Raw genomic sequence first — 24648 nt, 5'->3', positions numbered from 1 at the left:
CGCCACTCGCCTCTCGAAGGGCATCGCCGATGGTCGGATCGACCCCGCCGCGGGGGCGGCAGCTACGCGTCGTCAGCGTGGCCGCCACCGGGCTCCTCCTCGCCAGCATCGCCGTCGCCTCACCCGGCAACGCGCAGACGGTCACGCGGACGACCACCCAGTCCGCCGCCGTCGAGGCACCCCTCGGTGTCGACGAGATCTCCCACAGCCCCAACCTCAAGCAGATCGCCAACCTGCCCAAGCAGGCCCCGTTCGACACCACGGCGGCGCTCGGCACCGACATCGCCTTCCAGGGCAAGTACGCCTTCGTCGGCAACTACGACGGCTTCGTCATCTACGACGTCGCCAAGCCGAGCAAGCCGAAGATCGTGTCGCAGGTGCTCTGCCCGGGCGCGCAGAACGACATCTCCATCTACGGTGACCTGCTCTTCCTGTCGACCGACGCGTCCCGCAGCGACGACTCGTGCAGCAGCGTCTCCCAGCCCGCCACGATCAAGGAGTCGTGGGAGGGCATCAAGATCTTCGACGTGAAGGACAAGAAGAAGCCGCGCTACCTCAAGGCGGTCGAGACCGCCTGCGGCTCGCACACCCACACGCTGGTGCCGGCGAAGGACAAGAAGTCGGTCTACCTGTACGTCTCCTCGTACAGCCCGCAGGCAACCTTCCCCGACTGCCAGCCGCCGCACGACTCGATCAGCATCGTCAAGGTCCCGCTGAAGAAGCCGACCGACGCGGCCGTGGTCGCCACCCCGAACCTCTTCCCGGACGGCGGCTACGAGGGCCGTACGGGCGGATCGGCGACCAGCGGCTGCCACGACATCACCGCCTACCCGGAGAAGGACCTCGCCGCCGGGGCGTGCATGGGTGACGGCGTGCTGCTGGACATCAGCAAGCGGGAGGCCCCCCGCGTGCTGCACACGGTGCGCGACACGGTCAACTTCGCGTTCTGGCACTCGGCCACCTTCAACAACCGCGGCACCAAGGTCGTCTTCACCGACGAACTCGGCGGCGGTGGCGGCGCCACCTGCAACGAGGAGATCGGCCCGAACCGGGGCGCCAACGCGATCTACGACCTCACCGGCCGGGGCGCCAACCGGAAGCTGGAGTTCCGCAGCTACTACAAGATCCCGCGGACCAACGGCGACACCGAGAACTGCGTGGCGCACAACGGCTCGCTGATCCCGGTCCTCGGCAAGGACATCATGGTCCAGGCGTGGTATCAGGGCGGCATCTCGGTGTGGGACTTCACCGACTCCCGCAAGCCCACCGAGATCGGCTTCTGGGAGCGGGGACCGCTCTCGGACAGCCAGTTGATCGTCGGCGGCTCCTGGTCGGCCTACTACTACAACGGGCACATCTACTCCTCCGACATCCAGAAGGGGCTGGACGTCCTCGAACTCAACGACTGGCGGACGTGGTCGGCCAAGCTGGTCCACTACCGCGAGTTCAACGTCCAGACCCAGCCCAGCTACCTGAGCTGGTAGCACCACCCGCACCTCACCGGGCCCGGTCCCCGTCCCGGGGGCCGGGCCCGCACCACGTGCGCCCCGCGTCGTGTTTTGCCCCGCCGGTCCCGGGTACCTCGTCCGGCACGTTCCGTCACGCAGCTGAGGGGTGCAGCAATGGCGCGGACCGAGTACACCTACCAGGACGACCCGTACCCGCCCGCGGGCTGACCCGCGACCCCCCGGCGGCCTGCCGACCGCACCAACCCCGGTGCCGCCGGCAGGCCGCCGTCGCGTCTCGGCCACGGTCCCGGCGGGCCGCCGTCATGCTCCGCGGGTCTCCGGTTCGCCGCCGTCGCGTCCGGGGCCGCATCCGCCCGGGTCACCGTCGTCAGCCCCGCCGGTACCGGTCGTCACCTCGACCGGCACCCGAACGGATCGGGCCGTCCGGGCGTGCGAAGATGCGCCGTGACCTCCCCGAAGGCCGTCCCGGCCGCACCCGGCCGACGTCGGCCGCACCCGCTGGACGTGGTCGCCGTCGGGCTGGCCGTCCTCGGTACCGCGTGCGTGGCGACCGGCCTGCTGCCCCGCGCCGACGCCGCCGACACCCTCGCCCGGGTCCTGCCGCTGCTGGTCTTCCTCGGCACCGTGGTGGTCCTGGCCGAACTCACCGCCGCCGCCGGGGTCTTCGACGTGCTCGCCACCCGGCTGGCGGTCGCCGCCCGGGGCCGCTGGCCGCTCCTGTTCGCGCTCTGCGTCGGCTTCGCCGCGCTCACCACCGTCGTGCTCAACCTGGACACCACTGCGGTGCTGCTCACGCCGGTGATGCTCGCGCTGGCGGTCACTCTGCGCACGGCGGTGGCCCCGCTGGCGGTCACCACGGTCTGGCTGGCGAACACGGCCAGCCTGCTGCTGCCGGTCTCCAACCTGACCAACCTGTTGGCCGCCGACCGGATCGGGCTCGCCCCGCTGGCGTACGCGAGCGTCATGTGGCTGCCCCAACTCGCCGCGCTCGCGGTCACCACGATCCTGCTCTGGTACTTCTGGTGGCGACGCGACCGCCCCGCCGACGGCCGGTTCCCGCCACCCTCGGTACACCGGCCCGCCGACCCGGTGCTCTACCGCACCGCGCTCGCCGCCTGCCTGATCTTCGTCGGCGCGATCGTGGCCGGCGCACCGGTCGGCCTCGCCTCAGCGGTCGCCGCCGGCCTGCTGCTGGTCGTCTTCGCGGTCCGCTCCCCCGGCACGCTGCGCCCCGCCCTGCTGCCCTGGCGGCTGCTGCTCTTCGTCACCGGCCTGTTCCTGGTGGTCCAGACCATCGGCGCGTTCGGCCTGAACGACCTCGTCGCCCGCCTCGCCGGGAACGACGGCGGGGTGCCCGGGCTGCTCCGCGCGGGCGGCACCGGCGCGCTGCTGTCCAACCTGGTCAACAACCTGCCCGCCTACCTGGCCGGCGAGGCGGTGCTGCCGGCCGGTGACCGGCAACGCCTGCTCGCCCTGCTGATCGGCACCAACATCGGCCCGTTGGCACTGCCGTGGGCGTCCCTGGCCACCCTGCTCTGGTTGGAGCGCTGCCGAGCCGCCCGGGTCCGGGTGCCGGTGGCCCGCTTCCTCGCCACCAGCGCCGCCGTCGCGACCCTCGGCACCCTCGCCGCCGTCAGCGCCCTCCTGCTCACCACCTGACCACGGCACCGCGAGACGGTTCAGCCGGGCAGAGGTGCCTCGTCGCCCCGAGTGCGACGTGGGGTGACCAGGCGACGCACCATCGGGGCGGCGTTCCAGCGGGCCGCACCCACCAGGTCCCGGGCGTGCTCCAGCACCGTGTAGTCCGGTCGCGCCCGGCCGGCGGCGATCGCCGCGTCCAGGTCGTTGCCGCAGCGCGTCAGCACGCTGTCGAAGTCACGCCGGACCGGTTCCAGCAGGTCGTAGCCGAACGAGCGGTGCAGGCGGGCGAAGAACGGCTTGTACAGCCGGGCCCGCTCGTGCAGGCCTGAGGAGTACGACATGGGGTTCTTCGGCCGGCGACGGATGTAGTCGGGCAGCAGGTCGGCGAAGGCCCGGCGGACGATCCACTTCTCCTGGCCGTCGCGCATCTTGAGATCGAGCGGGAGTCGCATGGCCAACTCGACCAGAGCCAGGTCCAGGAAGGGCACCCGGGCCTCGACGCCGAAGCCCATGCTGGTCCGGTCGACGCGCTGCAACTCGGTGCGGCACAGGTTGCGGATCTTGTGGAGGAACAGCCGACGGGACGCCGCCGGGCCGACCTCGTGGTACATCGGGTAGCCGCCGAACAGCTCGTCGGAGCCGTCCCCGGTGAGCACCACCTTGACGCCCAGCTCGCGCAGCCGACGGAAGATCGGCACCGAGACCACCGCGTTGATGATGTCGCCGTACTCGGTCAGCTCGGAGATGCGGATCGCCTCGCGGACGTCGGCGAGGCGGATGTCGCGCGGGCGCAACTCGACCACCTCGTGCGGCACCCCCAGCTCCTTGGCCAGCCGCCGGGCGTACGCCAGGTCGGGGCTGCCCGGCGCGCCGACGGTGACCGCGACGCAGTCCGGGTGCGCCTGTGCCGTGTGCAGCAACGCCAGCGAGCTGTCCAGCCCGCCGGAGAGCACCACACCCACCGTGAGGTCGGTGTCCAGGCGTACCCGGATGCTGTCGGTGAGGGTGTCCCGGACGAGCAGGGCGGCCTCGTCCGGGTCCGTCACCGGCGGTCGGTCCGCGCCGAGGGTGAGCAGGTCCACGTACGGGCGGAGCCGGACCCGGTGGTCCCCGTCGACCCAGCCGTGGTGCCCCGGCGGCACCTCGGTCACCGGCGCCCGTGCCGGCACCAGCGCCTTGACCTCGCTGGCCACGTGCAGGCACCCCGGCGCGCGGGACCAGTACAGCGGTTTCACGCCGAGCGGGTCCCGCGCCAGGTAGACCCGGCCCGTGGTCCGTTCCACGATGGCGAGGGCGTACTCGCCGCGCAGCCGGGTCACCATCTCCTCGCCCCAGCGTTCGAAGGCGGCGAGCACCACCTCGGTGTCGCTGGCGCTGGTGAAGCGGTGGCCGAGGGCGGTCAGCTCGGCGCGCAGCTCGTGGTGGTTGAAGACCTCGCCGTTGTAGCAGAGCAGCCACCGCTCGTCGGCGGAGAGCCAGGGCTGGACCGCGCGGTCCCGGTCCACCACGCGCAGCCGCCGGGTGCCGGCGAGCAGGCCGCTCTCGTACCGCGTCTCGGTGACCTCACCGCGCGGAACCAGCGTGGCGAGCATCCGCCGGAAGATCGCCGGGTCGGCCTCCGGACCGACACTCAGCACGATGCCGCACATCGTCAGATCCCCATCTCCGCCTCGTACGCCCGACGAAGCCGCCGCGTCGCCGAGGGCGCGAGGCAGATGTGCCAGGCCTGCCCCTCGTCGATCACGTTGAGTTCGCCGGCCCGTTGGCGGTCCAGCAGGATCCCGGCCAGCGTGTCCCGCGCCCCGAAGCGCTCGTACCAGGCCATCTCCACGTCCACCGCCCAACCCAGGCAGTGCCCGCTCGGCACCATCGCGGCGTACCCGAGACGACGCAGCCGGTACTGGTGCTCGGCGCTGCGGACCAGACTGGTCACCCAGAGCGGCGGCGTGCCGACCGTGGTGGCCGCGGTGAACTCCCGGCCGATGTCGTTGAGCAGCGCCACGACCTCCCGCCGGGCCCGGCGGAACAGCAACCCGGCGGTACGCGGGGTGGCGTCCGGCAGCACCCGCCGCCGCACCGCGCGTACGCCCCGGCCGAGCACCGTGCGGGGCTGTTCGGTGTAGCGGAACCGCAGCAGGCCCCGGCGGCGCAGCCACTCCAGGTCGACGAGTTGGGCGCTGTGGTGCACCTCGGCGTCGGTGACGAAGGTGGACGCGTCACGCCACCACATCACGTCGATGCGGGACAGCAGATAGATCCGGACCAGCGCGGCCAGATCGCCCGCAGAGCTGCGGGCGTTCGGCTGGTATCGGGCCATCTCCAGCAGCAGGGTCTCCCGCGCGCCGATCAACCCCTGCGGCGTGTCGTCGAGCACGGCGGCGATGGCCGGCTCCCGCAGCCGCTGGTCGATCAGCACCTGGCGGGCCTTCGTGCTGCTCGCCGCCGCGAGCGCGCCCACCTCGACCAGCAGCTCGCCCACCGCTTCCCGGTAGGCGTCCAGGTCCGGCCCGTCCGTCGTGCGGGGACGGCTCGGGACGCGGGGACGCCGACGGGTCGGCGAGGGAGGACCGGACTGGTGTCCCGGGCTTCGGCTCGGCACTCGCATGGTGGGTCCCCTCTCCCGTCGTGCGGTGATCGCCTGTAGCAGACGGTAATCACACCGATCGGGATGGGTCCGAACAATCCTCCGCTCTCCCTCGAAGGGGACCAGTCCGGGCCAGACCGCGCGGACCGGTGGCATCGCCTCCGGTCTCGGACGAAACGGTCACAGCCAGCCGTTGTCCCGCGCGATCCGGCGGGCCTCCGCCCGGCTGTCCGCGCCGAGCTTCTGCACGGCGAGAGCCAGGTAGTTGCGCACCGTCCCCGGGGAGAGCCGGGCTCGGCGGGCGATGACGGCGACGGAGGCGTCCTCCTCGGCGAGCCGCAGCGTCTCCAGTTCGCGCGGGGTCAGCGGGCACGGCGGGATGCTCAGCGCGTCGGCCGCCAGCGCCGGGTCGACGTACCGACCACCGGCGTGGACCCGGCGGATCACGTCGGCGAGTGCTCCGCCCGGCGCGCCCTTGGGCAGGAAGCCGCGGGCTCCCGCGGAGAGCGCGCGGGCCAGGTGCGGCGGGCGTCCCTGCCCGGTGAGGATGACCACCGCGCAGTCCGGCAGCACCCGGGCCAGCTCGGCGGCGACTCCGAAGCCGTCCTGGCCGGGCATGGCCAGGTCGACCACGGCAACGTCGGGTCGGTGGGCGAGGGCGGCGGTGACCGCCGCGCTGCCGTCGGCCGCCTGCGCGACGACCGTCAGGTCCGCCTCCAGCTCCAGCAGGGCGGCCAGGGCGGTACGGATCAGTTCCTCGTCGTCGGCGAGCAGGACCCTGATCATGCGACGGCCGGTACGGTCGCCTCGACGGTGAACACGTCGTCGGTCCGCTCGACGCGTAGCCGTCCACCGGCACCGGCGAGCCGGTCGGCCAGTCCGCGCAGGCCGTGACTGTGCCGGTCAGCCGTCCCCGTCTCGGTCGCCCCGTCGTTCGTCACGGTCATCCGCACCTCGTCCTCCCGCTGGCTGATCTCGATCCGGCACCAGCCGGCCCGGCTGTGTCGCAGCACGTTGGTGCCGGCCTCGCGGAGCACCGCCGCGAGTTGGGTGGCCGCCTCCGGCGGCAACTCACCGGCGGGCGGCACGACGGTGCACCGTACGCCGGACGACCGCAGTACCTGCGCGACCGCCGTCACCTGCTCACCGAGGTCGACCCGGCGGTAGCCGTGCACCGTCCGGCGCAGCTCGGTGAGGGCGGTGGCCGCGAGCCGCTGCGCCTCGCCCGCCTCCCGGGCCGCCCGCGCCGGGTCGGCGGTGGTCAGCCGGGCGGCCAGCTCGGCCTTCAGCGTGATCACGGTCAGGTGGTGTCCGAGCAGGTCGTGCACGTCCGCCGCGAAGCGCAACCGTTCCTGGGCGGCAGCCAGCCGGGCCTGGGCCGCGCGCCCCTGCTCCGCCTGCACCAGCAGCCGCCAGAACCACACCTGGAAGCCGTTCACCACGGCGACGCCGGGCCCGGCGGTGCCGACGACCAGCAACGCCTGCCCGATCGACGCGCCGGTCGCCTGCGCCACCGCCCCGGCGACCACCATCGCCAGCACGGTGGCCGGAAGCGCCGCCCGCAGCGGGGCAAGCAGGGGCACCCCGCCGACCGTCGCCGCGCCCAGCCAGGCCCAGGTGGGCCAGTCGCCGACGGCGACCGGTGCGGCCAGCGGCACACCGAGCACCGCGACGGCGGCGTACCCGATCCGCAGCCGTCGGCGCCGCGCGGCGGACCACCCGGTGGTCAGTGCCGCGCCCACCGCGCCCGCCAGGACCAGCGCGAACGCGCCGATGGCGAGTACGCCGGAGGCCACCCACCACGAATCCGGCTCCCGACCGAGCCCGACCGCCGGCAGGAGCAGGGTGGCGGCCATGCCGACGGCGAGGGAGACCATGGTGGCCGTCCGGGCGCGGCGGAGCGTCCGCTCGCTGCCCGACACCGTCCCGTCCGTCCCCACGCCGGTCAGGGTAGAACCCGTCACCGCACCGGCGGAGCCCCCGTTCCGCCCGGCCCGACCGGGCGTCGTGCCCGGCCGACCGGGGACGGAACGCGGATTGTCGCCGACGTCGCCCGCCACGACGATCGACGTCATGACCGACGCCCTCGCCGCCCCCGGCAAACCGACCCCGTCCACCCCGACGATCCACGGGCAACCGGCCGCGCCGGTTCGCCACTCGCGCCTGCCGCCGCTGGCCCGGCACCTGGTGGAGATGGCGCTGGCCATGGTGGCCGGCATGCTGGCGCTCGGTGCGGCCCGCGCCGCCCTGGCCGGGCTGCTCGGGCTGGGCCCGGCCGCCCCCGGCCTCGCGGCGCTGCTGATGGCCACCGACATGAGCATCGGCATGGCGGTCTGGATGTGGTACCGGGGCCACTCCGGCCCGGCCGTCGGCGAGATGGTCCTGGCCATGTACGTGCCCGTGCTGGTGCTGCTGGTGCCGTACCGGGCCGGGCTGCTCGACGGCGACGCCCTGATGATGGGCACGCACGTGCTGATGGTGCCGGCGATGGTGGCGGCGGTGCTGCGGCGTCGGGCCGAGTACGCCGTGCACCACCCGAACCGCGCCGCGCCGCGACACCCGTGGGCACGGGCGGTGGCACAGCGCTGGCCGGCCGGGCTGGCGCTGCTGATGACCGCCGACAACTGGAGCTCACCCGTACCGCTGGCCGCGTACACGCTGCTGGTCCTGCCGGCCGGGTATCTGATCATCGGTACCGTCCGACGGCAGTGGGGCGTACCGGGTGCGCTCCGGCTCCAGCTCGCCGGCCTGGCCGGCTGGTCCGGCCTGGCGCTGCTCGCCGTGATCGTCGGCGGCCCGGCCGGGCAGTGGCTGGTCGCGATCGGCTGGCTGGCCCACGCGGGCTGGGACGTGATCCATCACCGGACCGGCCAGGTGGTGCCCCGCGCCTACGCCCAGTGGTGCGGCGTGATCGACGCGGTCCTCGGGATCACCATCATCCTGGCGCTGGTCACCGCGTAGCCGACCGCCTCCGTGGGGCCCGTCGCCACCCTGCGGCGGGCCCCGCCCGCGTGTTGCCGGTGGTCGCCGCAGCGGCCGGGTGGGCGTGATGAAAGGCTTGACCCATGAGTTCCACGCCCGTACCGCCCGACGCGACCATGGATCCGCCCGCCTTCACGGACCTCGGCCTGCGGCCAGAACTGCTCGCCGCGCTGTCCGCACTCGGCTACGAGGAGCCGACGCCGATCCAGCGGGAGGCCATCCCGACCCTGCTGACCGGCCGTGACCTGCTCGGGCAGGCAGCCACGGGTACGGGCAAGACGGCCGCGTTCGCGCTGCCCCTGCTGCACCGGATGCCGACCGACCGGCCCGGCGGTGAGCCGCTGGCGTTGGTGCTGGTGCCCACCCGGGAACTCGCCGTGCAGGTGTCCGAGGCGTTCCACCGGTACGGCAAGGACCTCGGCGCGCGGGTGCTGCCGATCTACGGCGGACAGCCGATCGGCCGCCAACTGCGGGCGCTGGACCTCGGCGTGGACGTGGTGGTGGCCACTCCCGGCCGGGCCCTGGACCACATCGCCCGGGGCACGCTACGGCTGGGCAACCTGGCCACCGTGGTCCTCGACGAGGCCGACGAGATGCTGGACATGGGATTCGCAGAGGACATCGAGGCGATCCTGGAGCACGCGCCCGCGCAGCGCCAGACGGTGCTCTTCTCGGCGACCATGCCGTCGCGTATCGAGGGCATGGCCCAGGCGCACCTGACCGACCCGGTCCGCATCCTCATCGCCCGCGAGCAGCCGGTGGCCGGTACGGCGCCCCGGGTACGCCAGAGCGCGTACCTGGTGGCGCGGGCGCACAAGCCGGCGGCGCTGGGCCGGGTGCTGGACGTCGAGTCGCCCACCGCGGCGATCGTCTTCTGCCGCAGCCGGGAGGAGGTCGACCGGCTCACCGAGACGATGAACGGGCGCGGCTACCGGGCCGAGGCCCTGCACGGCGGGATGAGCCAGGAACAGCGGGACCGGGTGATGGGCCGACTGCGCTCCGGCACCGCCGACCTGCTGGTGGCCACCGACGTCGCTGCCCGGGGACTGGACGTCGAGCAGCTCAGCCACGTGGTCAACTACGACGTGCCGTCGGCTCCCGAGTCGTACGTGCACCGCATCGGCCGGGTCGGTCGCGCCGGCCGGGAGGGCGTGGCGATCACCCTGGCCGAGCCCCGGGAACACCGGATGCTCAAGACCATCGAACGGGTCACCGGCCAACGCATCACGATCGACAAGATCCCCACCGTCGCCGACCTGCGCACCCGCCGCCTGGAGCTGACTCAGGCAGCACTGCGGGAGAGCCTGCTGGAGGACGACCTGGAGCCGTTCCGGGTCATCGTGGAGACGCTCAGCGACGAGTTCGACCTGATGGAGGTGGCGCTCGCCGCGGTGAAACTGTCCCACGAGGCGACCCTGCCCGGCTCCGACGAGGCCGAGGAGGAGATCCCGCAGGTGGCGGTCCGCCCGACCCGTGACACCCGGCCCGGCCAGGACGCTCGGGGTGACCGACGGCCGGCACGGCCCCGCACCGGCGGCACCACCCAGGTCTTCATCGGGCTGGGCCGACGCGCCGGGGTCCGGCCGCAGGACCTGGTGGGTGCGATCACCGGGGAGACCGGCATCCGGGGGCGGGACATCGGCTCGATCGAGATCGCCGACCGGTTCTCCCTGGTCGAGGTGCCCAACGGGGTGGCCGACGAGGTGATCGCCGGGCTGCGCGGCAGCACCATCAAGGGCCGCAAGGCCACCGTACGCCGCGACCGCGACGAGCGCCGCTGAGGCTTCGTTTCGTCGTGAGGAAGGGCCCCCTGCTAACGCCTGCGGCATAGCAGGGGGCCCTTCCTCACGCGGCATGCGCCCGTGCACGGCGACCGGCGCCACCCCGCACGGGATGGCGCCGGTCGGCGGTGCCTGGTGTGAGCAGGGGACCCCTGCTCTACCGCAGGCGTCAGCAAGGGCCCCCTCCTTTCATCCAGCCTCTCACGCGGCGGCGAGCGCCTCGCCGTCCAACGCCGCCGGGTCGATCTCGGCCGGGCGCAGCGCCAGGGCGAGTACGTCGGCCACGTCGGCGAGCGTGTGCACGGTCAGCGCCTCGCGGACCTCGGTGGGCAGGTCGTCGAGGTCCGGCTCGTTACGGGCCGGGATGATCACCTCGGTCAGACCGGCCCGGTGCGCGGCGAGCAGCTTCTGCTTCACCCCGCCGATGGGCAGCACCCGGCCGGAGAGCGTCACCTCGCCGGTCATCCCGAACTCGGGGCGGACCGGTCGGCCGCTGGCCAGCGAGGCCAACGCGGTGACCATCGTGATACCGGCGCTGGGGCCGTCCTTGGGCACCGCGCCCGCCGGGACGTGCAGGTGGATCCGCCGCCCGGCGAGGGCGTTCGGGTCCAGGCCGAGCCGACGGCCGTTGGCGCGCAGGTAGGAGAGGGCGATGTGCGCCGACTCCTTCATCACGTCGCCGAGTTGGCCGGTCAGGGTCAGCCCCGGTTCGCCGTCCATGCTGGTCGCCTCGATGAACAGCACGTCGCCGCCGGCTCCGGTGACCGCCAGGCCGGTGGCCACGCCGGGCACCGCCGTCCGCTCCGCCGACTCCGGCGTGTGCTTGGGCCGCCCGAGGTAGCGGGTCAGGTCGTCGGCACCGACGCGGACCGGCGTCGGGTCGTCGGTGAGCGCCACCGCGACCTTGCGCATGACCTTCGCCAGCGCCCGCTCCAGTTGCCGTACGCCGGCCTCCCGGGTGTACTCCCCCGCGATCTTGGCCAGCGCCGGTGCGTCGACGTCGACCTCGTCGGCGGTCAGCCCGGCCCGTTCCCGCTGCCGGGGCAGCAGGTGGTCCCGGGCGATGGCCACCTTCTCGTCCTCGGTGTAGCCGTCCAGCGTGACCAGTTCCATCCGGTCCAGCAGGGGGCCGGGGATCGCCTCCACCACGTTGGCGGTGGCGAGGAACAGCACGTCGGACAGGTCGAGGTCGACCTCCAGGTAGTGGTCCCGGAAGGTGTGGTTCTGGGCGGGGTCGAGCACCTCCAGCAGGGCGGCGGCCGGGTCGCCGGCGTACCCGACGGAGAGCTTGTCGACCTCGTCGAGCAGCACCACCGGGTTCATCGAGCCGGCCTCGCGCAGCGCCCGCACGATCCGTCCGGGCAGCGCGCCGACGTAGGTGCGCCGGTGGCCCCGGATCTCGGCCTCGTCGCGGACACCGCCCAGGGAGACCCGGACGAACCTGCGGCCGAGCGCCCGGGCGACGGACTCGCCGAGGCTGGTCTTGCCGACTCCGGGCGGACCCGCCAGGGCCAGCACCGCGCCGGAGCCGCGACCGCCGACCACACCGAGGTTGCGGTCGGCCCGCCGGTTGCGCACCGCCAGGTACTCCAGGATGCGGTCCTTCACGTCGGCCAGCCCGGCGTGGTCGGCGTCGAGCACGGCCCGCGCCGCCGCCAGGTCGGTGTTGTCCTCGGTACGCGTGCTCCACGGCATCTCCAGCACCGTGTCGAGCCAGGTACGGATCCAGCCCGCCTCCGGGGAGGCGTCACTGGCCCGCTCCAGCTTGCCGACCTCGCGCAGTGCCGCCTCGCGTACCTTCTCGGGCAGGTCGGCGGACTCGACGCGGGACCGGTAGTCGGCGGAGCCGTCCGGGGCGTCCTCGCCGAGTTCCTTGCGGATCGCGGCGAGTTGCTGGCGCAGCAGGAACTCCCGCTGCGTCTTCTCCAACCCCTCGCGGACGTCGGAGTTGATCTGCTCGGTGACCTCCTGCTCGGCGAGGTGGTCCTTGACCCAGCCGACGAGCAGTTCCAGCCGGGCGGTGACGTCCGGCGCGGCGAGCAGTTCGGTCTTCTGCGCCAGGGTGAGCCAGGGTGCGTAGCCCGCCGAGTCGGCCAACTCGGAGAGGTCGGTCATCCGTTCCATCGCGTCGATGACCTGCCATGCGCCGCGCTGCTGGAGCACGGAGGTCACCAGGGCGCGGTACTCGCGGGCCAGTTCCCGTGCCCGGCCGGCCGGGGCGGGCTCGTCGATCTCGGTCGCCTCGACCCAGAGGGCCGCGCCGGGCCCGGGCACCCCGGAGCCGATGCGGGCGCGGGCGAGGCCACGGACGACGGCGGCGGGCTCGCCGCTGGGCAGCCGGCCGACCTTCTCGATGGTGGCGACCGCGCCGACGGAGCCGTACTCGCCGTCGAGGCGGGGCACGGCGAGCAGCCTGCGGTCGCCGGTGGTGCGGGCCGCGTCGACCGCGGCCTGGGTGGTCGGGTCGAGGGTCACCGGGATGACCATGCCGGGCAGCAGTACCGCGTCGGTCAGTGGAAGTACCGGAAGAGTTGCCATCGAACACCTGCTATCGCATTGAGTTGAGCGTGTCTGACTCAAGTCGAGGCGGGTCGTCGTTGTTCCACGGTGTGACCCAGCACACGAACGCCCCCTTGGCCGGATGCGCCGCCGACACATCCGTACCGACGGCGGGAACGCCGGGTAATCGGGATTTACGAGCGGCGCAAAACGCGAGAGCCGGTAAGGAGGGGCTTTTGTTGCGCAATTGCCGGGCGATGAGTCAAACTTTGACCACACCCCGCCAGACACAGGGAGTAATCGACGATGGCGAGAAAAGTAATCACGGTGCTGACTGACGACCTCGACGGCGGAAAGGCCGATCGCACGGTCGAGTTCAGCCTGGATGGCGTGAGCTACACCATCGACGTCTCCGACGAGAACGCGGGAGTCCTGCGCAAGGCGCTGGATCCGTTTATCAATGCGGGTCGGCGGCTCGGACGCGGCAGCGCCGACACCGGTCGCGGACCGCGTCGCGTCACCGCTGCGGCACCCGGAATGAACCGCGAGCAGAACCGCGCGATCCGGGAATGGGCGGTCAGCAACGGCTACAAGATTTCCGAGCGGGGTCGTATCCCGGTCGAGGTGGTCGAGGCGTACAAGAACCGCTGAACAGCAGCCCCGCCACACAAACGCCGCGGGCCGTCCGGAACCTGGTTCCGGACGGCCCGCGTGTCGTTTCGGGTCAGTTGACCTGGATCCGCACCGCGTCGAAGGCGGGGGTCTGGTTGGCCCGCTCCGACATCGGGATGCGGTGCGAACCGTCACCGGCCCAGACCGCGCACTGCGCGGTGCCGGAGTCCGGCAGACCCGGGATCTGGATGACCACGCTGTCCGGCTGGCGACCGCCGCCGCCGTCCTCGGTGGCCACGAAGAAGGCCGGGACCGGATCGGCTGCCGGCGCCTCGTCGGTGTTGTTCAGCATCCGGCACGCGGTGTGGAAGTGACCACGGGTCAGACCCTCACCGTTGAGCAGCGAGCTCTCCAGGTAGTAGCCACCCTGACCGGCCGGGAGGAAGCGGTCCCGGACCAGGTTGCGGGTGCTGACCCGCAGCGAGAAGCCCTCGTTGCGGTTGATCTGCTGCGGGAACTCGGTGATCAGCAGCGACGGGTTGTTCGCCGCGGCGCCGACCTCACCGAAGGCGGTGCTGATGCAGCGGTTGCCGTTCTGGAAGCCGTCGTGCGGCTGGAGCTGGCTGTTGTTGCAGTTGTTGGCCAGCACGTCGAGGCCGTTGTTGTTGCCCCCGCCGTTGTTGCCGCCGTTGTTGTTGCCCCCGCCGTTGTTCCCACCGTTGTTGGGGTTGTTGCCGCCGTTGTTCCCACCGTTGTTGTTGTTCACCGGCTGCACCTGGCAGGCGGCCAGACCGGCGAGGCCACGCGGCCGGGGGCCGAAGCGGTCGATGGCGATGGTGATCCGGTCGAGCGTGGCCCGCCGCTTGCTGGCCAGCGGGTCGAGGATCGCGTTGCGGATGAACGCCTGTCCCTTGTTGCCCTCGGCGGCCAGGCGCTGGTCGGCCTCGGTGATCTGGGTCTGCAGCAGGGCCAGGTTGCGGTCCACTTCGGCGCGGGCGCGGTCGGGCACCTGCGGCAGGCGGCTGACCACGTCGGGACAGGCCACGGCGAAGGCACCGGTGGTCGCGCCACCGTTACCGCTGCGGGTCTCCTGGCACTCCTCGACGGACTGCTGCCCGTCACCCCAGTGGTTGGTCACCCACCGACCGTTCTGGAAGGTACGGGTGGTGGTGGCGCCACGGGCGGTCGGCGCGGTCGCACCCGGGCTGGGCTCCACACACTCTGCCGAGATCGGGCGGGTCTGCTGCTTGTTCGGCCGTCGGTCACCGGCCGACGAGATCTGGGTAACGGCGACCACGCCACCGAAGACGGCGAGCGTGGCACCAACGGCCAGAAGTCGTTTGGTCCGCGTGTTACCTGATGGTCTGCGTGACCGGGTGGACCTGCGCATCGAATTGCTCTCCTTCTCGATCCGGTACCTGACGCGTGACTCGACGGACCGAACGGAATCGTGGTGGCGCGCTCGACGGAGGCCGTTCGAACGCACCGGTGGCACGTCGACAGACGACGATGCCCTTTCCGCACCGTCTCCCGCGCCGCCCGGCGCGGGTTGGGGAGATCCTGTCCATTCCCGGTGAGGTACGGCCCCGCCGTGGCGGGAGTTCAAAAGAAGGTGGACTTTTTTTCGACGGCCCCGACCGTACGGCTTCGGGGCAGGTCAGACCTGGTGCAGGTGGTCGTAGGCGAAACCGTCCACGAGTTCGTCGCGGCGCTGCCCGAGTCGCCGGATGTCGTCGAGCAGATCGGCCCGTCCGGTCAGGACGGGAGTTTCCGTATCCAGGGTGCGCAGGCGCTCACCGACAGCGAGCGCGGCCAGATCCTCGGCCAGTCGCGCCGGATCGACACCACAGGAGAATCGGTACGTCCGCAGGACGACCCGTTCCACCAGAAACTCGCCGGGGCGCACCTCGACCCAGCTCCACCCCTCGACCGGGCCGTCGGCCCAGCGCACGTGCAGTCCGCGCAGGATCGGATCGGCGAGTCGCCGCGCCACGTACGCCTCGACCGCCTCGGTCCGGGCGAGCGCGCCGAGGTCGTTGACCGCGCCGGTGCGCCCGTCCGGCAGCCGGCCGACGATGTCGCGGTATCCGACGGCGGGTACGTCCGACACGACGGCCCCGTCGGCGTACCGGCGGGCGTCGATCACGTACCCGACGATGCGCGGGCCGTGGTCGGCGGCGCGCAGGGTGGCCGAGCCGATGCGCAGCAGCGGCAGGCAGACGCTGGCGGTGACCGCCTCGACGATCCGGTCCACCCGTCGGGCGGGGGCATCCGGCGTCGGCTGACGGAACTCGACCGCGAACTGCGGCAGGCCGGTGTCGTCCGCGCAGACCACGTGATCGAGCACCACCCGGGCGGCGGTGTTCCACTGGTTGCCGGTGAGCCCCGGCGGACGACGCCGGATCACCTCACCCAGACGCGGGCCGGCGTGCACCCGCTGCCCCGCGCGGACCAGCACGGGCGTACGCCCACCGGCCGGAATCGTCGACAGCCACGCGTCGCCACCGGTCATCGTCGTATCCACCCAATCCTGCCGCCGACCGACCGAGTCTAGGATGACGATCATGCCGGGCGGCTCCCCCGGTAGGCCCTCGGTGACCGCCACGACGGTGACCGACCGCGCCGGAGGCGAGGAGGCGGACGCGTGCGGGTGGTGTCCCTGGTGCCCTCGCTGACCGAGGCGGTGGCGGTGACCCTGCCCGGCCTGCTGGTCGGGGCCACCGACTGGTGCACCGCCCCGGCCGACCTGGACGTGCCCCGGGTGGGCGGCAGCAAGTACCCCGACCTGGATCGGGTCCGCGCGTTGCGGCCGGACCTGGTGCTGCTCAACGTCGAGGAGAACCGGCGCGAGGACGCCGACGTGCTGGCCGCCGCCGGGGTGCCGGTCCGGGTCACCTACCCGCGCACCGTGGACTCCGCCCTGACCGAGTTGGCCGACCTGCTGCGGGACCTGGGCGCGGCGGCGGAACCCGAGTGGCTGACGACGGCACGACGGGCCTGGGCCGACCTTCCGACTCCGTCGGTGCGGCACCGTGCGGTGGTGCCGGTCTGGCGGCGGCCCTGGGTGGTGCTCGGCGCCGACACCTTCGCCGGTGACGTACTCCGTCGGCTGGGCGTGTCCAACCTCTACGCCGGGCAGCCGGAACGGTATCCGCGTCCGACGGTGGACGAGCTGCGCGCCACCGCACCCGACCTGGTCGTGCTGCCGGACGAGCCGTACCGGTTCACCGCCGACGACGGGCCGGAGGCGTTTCCGGGCGTACCGTGCGCGCTGCTCTCCGGACGGCACCTGACCTGGTACGGCCCCTCGCTGGCCGAGGCCCCGTCGGTGCTGGCCGGGCAACTGGCGAACCCGGTCACCGTCGGCTGACCGCCACCCCGCGCCCGGACAGCGCGGCACACCCGGGCGCGCCGGCCCGGCCAGGCACTCAGCGCCCCGGCCCCGGCGCCGCTCCGACGACGTACGCCCGTCTCCCACCCGGTCCGACGGCCCGGGCCGGAAGGGGTCGAAGGTCCCGCCCGGTCCGGGCCCGGTCGGCCCTGACCGCACCCGGCCCCACCGGCGTCCAATGAAGGTGTCACCGGGACAGCGGTGCGAAGCAGAGAAGGGACGTGGACATCATGACCGCGATGATCCAGCGGAACACCGCCGCCAAGGCCCCGGGGGCCGAGACCGTACGGGAGCAGGTCAACCGGAAGCGGGCCACCCGCTACCTGCTCGCCGGGCTGCGCCTGGCGCTGGGCTGGATCTTCCTCTGGGCGTTCCTGGACAAGCTGTTCGGCCTGGGGTTCGCCACCGAGGGCGAGAACGCCTGGATCAACGGCGGCAGCCCCACCAAGGGATTCCTCAGCTTCGGCGTCACCGGGCCGTTCGAGGGCTTCTACCAGAGCATCGCCGGCGCGGCCTGGGCCGACTGGCTGTTCATGCTCGGTCTGGCCGCGATCGGCACCGCCCTGATCCTCGGCATCGGGATCCGCGTCGCCGCCGCCGCCGGTGGTCTGCTGCTGGTGCTGATGTGGACCGCGGCCCTACCGCCCGCGAACAACCCCTTCATGGACGACCACCTCGTCTACGCCGGGGTGCTGGCGCTGCTCGCGGTGACCGACGCCGGTGACACCTGGGGCCTCGGCCGCACCTGGGCCCGGCTGCCGATCGTGAAGCGCCTCGCCTGGCTCCGCTGACCTGTCACCTCCCTCCCCACACGGCGGGCGGCCCCCTGCGGGTGCCGCCCGCCGTCGTGTGCGCTCCGTCCCGCTCCGTCTCGTGTGCGCTCCCGCCCCTGGCCGTCGTGAGCGCTCCGGCCGTCCCGGACCGTCGTGCGGCGTGCGACGGGCATCGCTGGCGTAGCATCCGGCAGGATTGTGCTGACCAGAACCGACGTCACAGGAGAATCCGCATGAACCAGGCAGCGAGCAAGCCCGAGATCGGTCCGATCGAGGGTGCCCCGCCCGCCGACCTCGTGATCGAGGACATCACCGTGGGCGACGGCCCCGAGGCCCAGCCCGGCCAGGTCGCCCGCGTCCACTACGTCGGGGTGTCGCACTCCACCGGAGCCGAGTTCGACGCCTCCTGGAACCGGGGCGACGCCTTCGAGTTCCCGCTCGGTGGTGGCCGGGTCATCGCCGGCTGGGACCAGGGCGTGGTCGGGATGCGGGTCGGCGGCCGGCGCAAGCTCACCATCCCGCCGCACCTGGGCTACGGCAGCCGGGGTGCCGGTGGCGTCATCAAGCCCAACGAGACCCTGGTCTTCGTGGTCGACCTGCTCGGCGTCCGCTGAGCGTCCGCGTCCGGCGCCGGCCCCCGTACCCGGCGCCGGACGCGCGGTCGGCCTCGGACGCCGACCCTCGCCCGCCCGGCGGGCGAACCCGCCGACGCGACGTCACACCCCGGCCAGCACCCGCTCGGAGCACGAGCCGACGACCGGGATGACCCGACGCAGGCCGGTCGCGCGCAGCACCCGCTCCACCACCGGCGGCGGGTCCGTCAGCACCAGTTGGCCGCCCTGTGCCCGCACCCAGAGCCGGGCCGCGATCAGCGTGCGCACCCCGGCGGCGGAGAGCACCCGCACCTCGGAGAGGTCCACCCGCAGCTCCGGCCGGGCCGGTGCCGCCCAGAGGGCCGCGCGGAACGCCGCGACGGTGGCGATGTCGACGGCGCCGACCACGCGGACGCACACCGCGTCGTCGAAGACCGTGGTCTCCACGTGGAACCGCTCCTCGCGCTCTGGCATGAGAAGAACCTATCCCGCACCACCGACACTCACACCCTGCGCAAAGGCGGTTCCGGGTAAGCCCAGGGCATGACCCGCAGGCCCGGCGTGTCCACCCTAGGGACGATCCCCCGACACCACCTGAGCAGCAGCGGCCCGCCCACCACGGCGGGCACCGGCCCGGTGGACCGGGCCGGTGCCCGACCGTCGGATGCGGTCAGCCGTCGGTGCGCTCAGCCGCCGCTGGCCGAGGGCTGCGGCTCCGGCGAGCCACCGCCGGCCACCGCGCCCGGGTCGGCCGACGCGGTCGGAGCCGGCCCCAATCCGGCGGGTACGGGCAGCGCGCTGCCCTCGGCGAACCGGTCCCAGCCGACGTTCCAGGCCGTCCAGCCGTTGCCCTCGCCGAGTTCGACCTCGGTGCCCTTGACGGTGACCAGGTCACCGACCTGCGTGACGCCCATCAGCCAGTCCGCGTTGGCCGCCGAGAGGTTGGTGCAGCCGTGCGACACGTTGGCGTACCCCTGGTCCCCCTCCGACCAGGGCGCGCCGTGGATGAACTCGCCGCCCCAGGTGAGCCGCTGCGCGTCCTCGACATCGACGACGTACGGGTCGGCCGAGCCCGTGGTGTCGAACGTGGTGAAGTCGTGCTTCTCCATGATCACCATCTTGCCGCTGGAGGTCGGGGTGCTCGGCTTGCCGAGGCTGACCGGGAGCTTGCGCAGCAGCTTCCCGTCCCGGATCACCGACATCTGCTTGGTCGCGTTGTCGATCTCCAACGCCACCTGCCGGCCGATCTTCGACGTGGCCCGTCGGTCGGCGTCACCGACGTTCTCCTTGCCGATCGGCAGGCCCTCCAGCGCGGCACGCACGCTGATCGACGTGCCGGGCCGCCAGAAATCGGGCGCCCGGTAATAGACCTGACTACCGTCGGACACCCAGGACCAGGTGCCCGGCTGCGGTGGATCCGTCTTCACGAACAAACGACGCTGCACATCCGCCCTGGCTTCTTTGGGAATGGGCGGGTCGAACGCGACGGTTACCGGCATTGCCGTGCCGTACGTCCGATTACCGGCGAAATAGAGCGTACTGGTGATCGCCGGTTTGGACGATTTCGGCTGCGTCGTGAAGGTCGTCTTCCGGGTGACCGTCTGTCCCTTCTCGCCGGTCACCGTGACCTCGGCGGTGTACGTCCGCTTCGGCTGCAACACCTCGGTCGGCACCCAGCCGGTGCCGTCCTCGCGCGGCTCGGCCCCGACCTTTGCGCCCTTGTCGTCGGTGATCCGTACGTCGGTGACCCGCCCGTGCTTGACCGCAGTGCCGATCTCACCGCTGACCGGCACGTCCCGCGCACCCTCGGCGGGCGTCACGGAGAGTTCCGGAGCGACCTGTCGGCCCTCCCCGACGACCTTCCGGTCGCCCGTGCACGCGCCCAACGCCAGTGGCGCCGCTGCGACGGCCACCGTCAGCAGCGCCAATCGCCCCCTCAGGTTCATGATGCGTCCCCCCGTTTATTTCTCGCCCTCCGCCACATTCTCACCGGCTACCCACCAGCGACTCGGCAATTCGACGAAACAGCGCGCTAATTGCGCCGGGGACATTTCCGCGCCATCACGCCACGGTGGACCGAAAAAGACTCGACCGCGCTATCCCGACCATTAGTCGGCGACCTGCGACCGATGTCCGGAAGCCCACCGGTCCACGAAGGTTCGCCCGCTCTCGGGCCTACGGTCGCCTGTGGGCCCGACGTCCTCCGGCACGCCGAGCCCACCACCGATCCGCACCGCCACCCCGTCCGCGCCACTCACCCGCGCTCGCGCCGTGGAGGTGCCCCTCGCCCGTCGGCCGGCCGTAAGACCCGCGACCCGCGACCACCAACCCTCGTCGACCATGGAGTTGCGGCCCCACTCCGTCGATCATGAAGTTGTGGCTGTCATTTCGGCCGCTTATCAGCCGTTATGTCCTGTACACAACTCCATGATCGACGCCTGAGGAGGCTGCATCGACGCCTGAGGGGCCTGCGCCGAGGCGACGTCTGTGCGGGCGGTGCGGGTGGGTCAGACGGAGGCGATCAGCAGGGCCGGTTGTTCGACGCAGTCGGCGACGTGCCGCAGGAAGCCACCGGCGACTCCCCCGTCACACACGCGGTGGTCGAAGGTGAGGCTGAGCTGGGTCACCTTCCGCACCGCCAGCTTCCCGTCCACCACCCAGGGCTTGTCCACGATGCGACCCACGCCGAGCAGCGCCGCCTCAGGGTGGTTGATGATCGGCGTGGAGCCGTCGACACCGAACACCCCGTAGTTGTTGAGCGTGAACGTGCCCCCGGTGAGCCGGGCGGGTGGCAGCTCACCGGCCCGCGCCGCGGTCGTGGTCGCCGCCAGCTCGGTCGCCAACTCGGCCGTGGTGAGCCGGTCGGCGTCGCGCAGCACCGGCACGACCAGGCCACGGTCGGTCTGGGCGGCGATGCCCAGGTGCACCGCGGCGGACTGGACGATCCGCTGCCCCTCGGTGTCCACCCGGGCGTTGAGCTGCGGATACCGGCGGAGCCCGGACAGGCAGATCCGGGCGAACAGCGCCAGGATGCTCACCGGCCGGTCCGGTCGGGCGGCGTTGATCGCGGCCCGGGTGCTCAGCAGGCCGGTGGCGTCCACGTCGACCCAGATGGTCACCTCGGGGATCTCCCGGCGGCTGCGGGAGAGCTTGTCGGCGATCACCCGGCGGATGCCGGTCAACGGGATCACCTGGTCCCGCGCGTCGGCCGGAGCGAGTCCCACGTGCGCCGACGGGGACGGTGTCCCGGCGGCCAGATCCGGCGCGGCGAGTCCCGTCACGGGCGCGCCCGCCGCCGACCGGCCCGTCGTGGTCACGCCCGTCGTCGAGCGCTCCATCGTGATCGCGTCGACCGCCGCCTCGACGTCGGCGCGGCGGACCACACCGCCCGGCCCGGTGCCGCGCAGCATGGTCAGGTCGACGCCGTGCTCACGGGCCAACCGCCGCACGATCGGCGAGATGACCAACGCCGAAGTCGCGGACCTACCCGCGCCGACGACGGCCGAGCCGACAGGAACAGCAGGGGCCGAACCGACGACGGCCGGGGCCGTGCCGGTGACCGTCGCCCCAGACCCCGCGGTCGGGGCGAGGCGGGGACGTCGACGGCGGCGCGGACCGCCGTGCCCGGTGCCGTACCCGATCAGCACGTTGCCCGAGCCGGCCCGCTCCTCCTCGCGGTAGACCGCGTGCCCGGCGGGCTCGGTCGGGCCGTCGGTGACCGGCGCGGCCACCGTGATCAGCGGCTGGCCGACCGGACGCACCTCACCCTCGGCGCCGTGCAGGGCCACCACCCGGCCGGCGTACGGGCAGGGTACGTCCACGACCGCCTTGGCCGTCTCCACCTCGACCACGGTCTGGTCCACGGTGACCACGTCGCCCACCGCGACCCGCCACTGCACGATCTCCGCCTCGGCGAGCCCCTCGCCGAGGTCGGGAAGGAGAAAGACCTGCTCGCTCATGCCGGCACTCCGCTCCGCTGCGTGCCGCCACGAGACTCCACCACACGGAACCCGATGATTCGCTCGCTCCGCTCGCTCATGCCGGCACCTCGGCGAGCCAGCGGGAGTCCGGCTGGTCGTCCCACTGAAGGCGGGCGACCGCGTCCAGCACCCGGTCGACGGAGGGCAGGTGGGTGTGCTCCAGCATCGGCGCGGGGTACGGGATGTCCAGCCCGGAGACCCGCAGCACCGGCGCGTGCAGGGCGTGGAAGCACCGTTCCTGCACCCGGGCGGCGATCTCCGCGCCGACTCCGGCGAAACCCTGTGCCTCCTGCACCACCACGCAACGGCCGGTGCGCCGGACCGAGGCCGCGATCGTGTCGTCGTCGAACGGCACGATGGTGCGTACGTCGACCACCTCCAGGTCCCAGCCCTCCTCGCGGGCGGCCTCGGCGGCCTCCAGCGCGACGGGTACGGCCGGTCCGTACGCGACCAGGGTGGCGTCCCGGCCGGGCCGACGGACCACCGCCCGCCCGAAGGGTGCGGTACGCGTCGGCAGGTCCGCCTCGGCGCTGGTGAAGTAGAGCTTCTTCGGCTCCATGAACACCACCGGGTCGGGATCGTCGATCGCCTCCCGCAGCAGCGAGTACGCGTCGTCCACGGTCGCCGGGGTGACCACCTTCAGACCGGGGGTGTGCGCGTAGTACGCCTCGGAGGAGTCGCAGTGGTGCTCCACACCGCCGATGCCACCGGCGTACGGCACCCGGATCACCATCGGCACGCTCAACGCGCCCCGGGTGCGGTTGCGCAGCTTCGCCACGTGCGAGGCGATCTGCTCGAACGCCGGGTACGCGAACGCGTCGAACTGCATCTCGACCACCGGGCGCAACCCGGACATGGCCAGTCCGACCGCGAAGCCGACGATGCCGGCCTCGGCCAGCGGGGTGTCGAAGCAGCGCTTGTCGCCGAAGCGGGCCTGGAGTCCGTCGGTGATCCGGAAGACGCCGCCGAGTTGCCCGACGTCCTCGCCGAAGACGACGACCCGCTCGTCGTCGAGCAGCGCGTCGGCGAGCGCCGCGTTGAGCGCCTTCGCCATGGTCATGGTGGCCATCAGGCGTCCTCCTCCTGCGCGGCGAGCTCGGCGCGGACCTGGTCGCGCTGTGCGGCGAGCTGCGGGGTGGGCTGCGCGTAGACGTGGTCGAAGAGGGTGAGCGGGTCGACGCTGGGCTGGGTGTTCATCCGCTCGCGCAGCCGCGCCGCGTACTCCTCGGCCTCCTGCGCGATCGCGGCCACGGCGGCGTCGTCGAGGACCTCGCGGGAGCGCAGGTACGCCTCCAGCCGGGCCACCGGGTCGCGGTCGCGCCACGCCTCGACCTCGTCGGCGTCGCGGTAGCGCGTCGCGTCGTCGGCGTTGGTGTGCGGTTCCATCCGGTAGGTGTGTGCCTCGACCAGGAACGGTCCCCTGCCGGCGCGGGCGTGCGCGACCGCCTTCTCCAGCACGGCGAGCACGGCGACCGGGTCGTTGCCGTCGACCTGCTCGCTGGGCACGCCGTAGCCGACGCCCTTGTAGGCGAGCGTCGGTGCGGCGGTCTGCCGGGACAGCGGCACGCTGATCGCGTACCGGTTGTTCTGGACGAAGAAGACCACCGGTGCCTTGAACACGGCGGCGAAGTTGACCCCCTCGTGGAAGTCGCCCTCGCTGGTCGCGCCGTCGCCGATGTAGACCAACGCCACCGTGTCCCGCCCCTGGTACGTCTCGCCGTAGGCCAGTCCGGCGGCGTGTACGCACTGGGTGGCCAGCGGCGTGCACTGCGGGGCGGTGCGACGTACGGCCGGGTCGTACCCGCAGTGCCAGTCACCGCGCAGCAGGGTGAGCACCTCGACCGGGTCGATGCCCCGCGCGGTCAGCGCCATCGACTCGCGGTAGGTCGGGAAGACCCAGTCGTCGTCGCGCACCGCGAGGACCCCGCCGACCTGGCACGCCTCCTGGCCCCGGGAGGACGGGTAGACCGCGAGGCGGCCCTGCTTGGTCAGCGCGGTGGCCTGGGCGTCGAACCGGCGGCCGACGACCATCCGGCGGTACATCTCGCGCAGGGCCGTCACGGGGGGCTCGGGATAGTCGGCCCGCGACGGCAGCAGCGTGCCGTCCGGGTTCAGCAACCGGACCGGATCGGCCTGGGGAAGCAGGGCGGCGGCCGGGTCGGGCACGGTCGGGGTGGCCGACCGGCGCTTCCGCGGGGTTGCCCTGCGGGCCGCCTGAGGGGTGGTCGTCACGGCGGAACCTCCTGGACGTGTGGTGGACCTATGCTCCTGTGGTCGGATGATTGACTCAAGATGGCCGGTGAACGCGGGATGTATGGCACTGATGGGAGGCTCCGGTGAGCC

The 24648-nt window shown here is 72.6% G+C and carries 20 protein-coding genes; 8 read left to right on the top strand and 12 right to left on the bottom strand.

All coding sequences use genetic code 11. From position 1 onward, the window contains the following. The first annotated feature begins 29 nt into the window (after positions 1 to 29). Both ACQVFL_RS11755 and ACQVFL_RS11750 read left to right on the top strand, forming a co-directional pair. Positions 30 to 1484: an LVIVD repeat-containing protein gene (locus ACQVFL_RS11755; protein WP_396695020.1), complete on the top strand. Its 1455-nt coding sequence runs from the start codon at positions 30 to 32 to the stop codon at positions 1482 to 1484. Between the two features lie 429 nt (positions 1485 to 1913). Further along, positions 1914 to 3128 (top strand): SLC13 family permease, encoded by a 1215-nt coding sequence (locus tag ACQVFL_RS11750; RefSeq protein ID WP_431729344.1) that lies wholly within the window; start codon positions 1914 to 1916, stop codon positions 3126 to 3128. A gap of 20 nt (positions 3129 to 3148) precedes the next feature. Here ACQVFL_RS11750 and ACQVFL_RS11745 read toward each other — a convergent pair whose 3' ends face one another. The 4 genes from ACQVFL_RS11745 to ACQVFL_RS11730 form a co-directional block, all read right to left on the bottom strand. Beyond that, positions 3149 to 4759, bottom strand: coding sequence for an asparagine synthetase B family protein (locus ACQVFL_RS11745; protein ID WP_431729343.1), 1611 nt, complete (start codon positions 4757 to 4759; stop codon positions 3149 to 3151). A 2-nt stretch (positions 4760 to 4761) separates the two neighbouring features. Continuing rightward, positions 4762 to 5715, bottom strand: coding sequence for a DUF5715 family protein (locus ACQVFL_RS11740; protein WP_396695026.1), 954 nt, complete (start codon positions 5713 to 5715; stop codon positions 4762 to 4764). Between the two features lie 159 nt (positions 5716 to 5874). After that, complete coding sequence (locus tag ACQVFL_RS11735) at positions 5875 to 6480, bottom strand: response regulator (protein WP_396695028.1); 606 nt, start codon at positions 6478 to 6480, stop codon at positions 5875 to 5877. Further along, positions 6477 to 7634, bottom strand: a complete 1158-nt coding sequence (locus ACQVFL_RS11730) for a sensor histidine kinase (protein ID WP_431729342.1) — start codon at positions 7632 to 7634, stop codon at positions 6477 to 6479. Before ACQVFL_RS11730 ends, ACQVFL_RS11735 begins: the two co-directional genes overlap by 4 nt. Before the next feature lie 133 nt (positions 7635 to 7767). Here ACQVFL_RS11730 and ACQVFL_RS11725 point away from each other — a divergent pair, with 133 nt between their 5' ends. After that, positions 7768 to 8655 (top strand): hypothetical protein, encoded by an 888-nt coding sequence (locus ACQVFL_RS11725; RefSeq protein ID WP_431729341.1) that lies wholly within the window; start codon positions 7768 to 7770, stop codon positions 8653 to 8655. A 104-nt stretch (positions 8656 to 8759) separates the two neighbouring features. Next, on the top strand, positions 8760 to 10457 hold the full coding sequence (locus ACQVFL_RS11720; protein ID WP_396695034.1) for a DEAD/DEAH box helicase: 1698 nt from the start codon (positions 8760 to 8762) through the stop codon (positions 10455 to 10457). 201 nt (positions 10458 to 10658) lie between these two features. Here the strand turns inward: ACQVFL_RS11720 and lon are convergent, their stop codons facing one another. Beyond that, on the bottom strand, positions 10659 to 12995 hold the full coding sequence (gene lon / locus ACQVFL_RS11715; protein WP_396695036.1) for an endopeptidase La: 2337 nt from the start codon (positions 12993 to 12995) through the stop codon (positions 10659 to 10661). A 267-nt stretch (positions 12996 to 13262) separates the two neighbouring features. Here lon and ACQVFL_RS11710 point away from each other — a divergent pair, with 267 nt between their 5' ends. Further along, entirely contained in the window at positions 13263 to 13607 is a 345-nt protein-coding gene (locus tag ACQVFL_RS11710; RefSeq protein WP_396695038.1) for a histone-like nucleoid-structuring protein Lsr2, read from the top strand. Between the two features lie 73 nt (positions 13608 to 13680). Here ACQVFL_RS11710 and ACQVFL_RS11705 read toward each other — a convergent pair whose 3' ends face one another. Both ACQVFL_RS11705 and ACQVFL_RS11700 read right to left on the bottom strand, forming a co-directional pair. Next, positions 13681 to 14958, bottom strand: a complete 1278-nt coding sequence (locus tag ACQVFL_RS11705) for a hypothetical protein (RefSeq protein ID WP_431729340.1) — start codon at positions 14956 to 14958, stop codon at positions 13681 to 13683. A 267-nt stretch (positions 14959 to 15225) separates the two neighbouring features. Further along, complete coding sequence (locus ACQVFL_RS11700) at positions 15226 to 16080, bottom strand: hypothetical protein (RefSeq protein ID WP_431729339.1); 855 nt, start codon at positions 16078 to 16080, stop codon at positions 15226 to 15228. 132 nt (positions 16081 to 16212) lie between these two features. Between ACQVFL_RS11700 and ACQVFL_RS11695 the strand changes: the two genes are divergently transcribed. The 3 genes from ACQVFL_RS11695 (at position 16213) to ACQVFL_RS11685 (ending at position 18346) form a co-directional block, all read left to right on the top strand. Continuing rightward, a complete protein-coding gene (locus ACQVFL_RS11695) occupies positions 16213 to 16938 on the top strand; it encodes a helical backbone metal receptor (protein ID WP_396695044.1) in 726 nt (241 codons plus the stop codon). A gap of 242 nt (positions 16939 to 17180) precedes the next feature. Next, positions 17181 to 17750 (top strand): hypothetical protein, encoded by a 570-nt coding sequence (locus ACQVFL_RS11690; RefSeq protein WP_396695046.1) that lies wholly within the window; start codon positions 17181 to 17183, stop codon positions 17748 to 17750. Positions 17751 to 17965: 215 nt separating this feature from the next. Beyond that, positions 17966 to 18346 carry an FKBP-type peptidyl-prolyl cis-trans isomerase gene (locus ACQVFL_RS11685; protein ID WP_396695048.1) on the top strand — a complete coding sequence of 127 codons (381 nt, stop codon included), beginning with the start codon at positions 17966 to 17968 and terminating at the stop codon, positions 18344 to 18346. 102 nt (positions 18347 to 18448) lie between these two features. Here ACQVFL_RS11685 and ACQVFL_RS11680 read toward each other — a convergent pair whose 3' ends face one another. The 5 genes from ACQVFL_RS11680 to pdhA form a co-directional block, all read right to left on the bottom strand. Next, positions 18449 to 18799, bottom strand: a complete 351-nt coding sequence (locus ACQVFL_RS11680; protein WP_131057440.1) for an STAS domain-containing protein — start codon at positions 18797 to 18799, stop codon at positions 18449 to 18451. 212 nt (positions 18800 to 19011) lie between these two features. Then, positions 19012 to 20271, bottom strand: a complete 1260-nt coding sequence (locus ACQVFL_RS11675) for a L,D-transpeptidase (RefSeq protein WP_396695050.1) — start codon at positions 20269 to 20271, stop codon at positions 19012 to 19014. Positions 20272 to 20832: 561 nt separating this feature from the next. Further along, positions 20833 to 22284, bottom strand: coding sequence for a dihydrolipoamide acetyltransferase family protein (locus ACQVFL_RS11670; RefSeq protein WP_396695052.1), 1452 nt, complete (start codon positions 22282 to 22284; stop codon positions 20833 to 20835). Positions 22285 to 22360: 76 nt separating this feature from the next. Then, positions 22361 to 23374 (bottom strand): alpha-ketoacid dehydrogenase subunit beta, encoded by a 1014-nt coding sequence (locus ACQVFL_RS11665; RefSeq protein ID WP_396695054.1) that lies wholly within the window; start codon positions 23372 to 23374, stop codon positions 22361 to 22363. Continuing rightward, positions 23374 to 24537: a pyruvate dehydrogenase (acetyl-transferring) E1 component subunit alpha gene (gene pdhA / locus ACQVFL_RS11660; protein WP_431729338.1), complete on the bottom strand. Its 1164-nt coding sequence runs from the start codon at positions 24535 to 24537 to the stop codon at positions 23374 to 23376. The genes ACQVFL_RS11665 and pdhA overlap by 1 nt, the downstream gene beginning before the upstream one ends. Between the last annotated feature and the right edge of the window lie 111 nt (positions 24538 to 24648).

It is taken from the genome of Verrucosispora sp. TAA-831 (assembly GCF_050780145.1).
Classification (GTDB): domain Bacteria; phylum Actinomycetota; class Actinomycetes; order Mycobacteriales; family Micromonosporaceae; genus Micromonospora.
The sequence above is the reverse complement of the archived record's forward strand: the minus strand, read 5'-3'. Positions and strand labels throughout refer to the sequence as shown.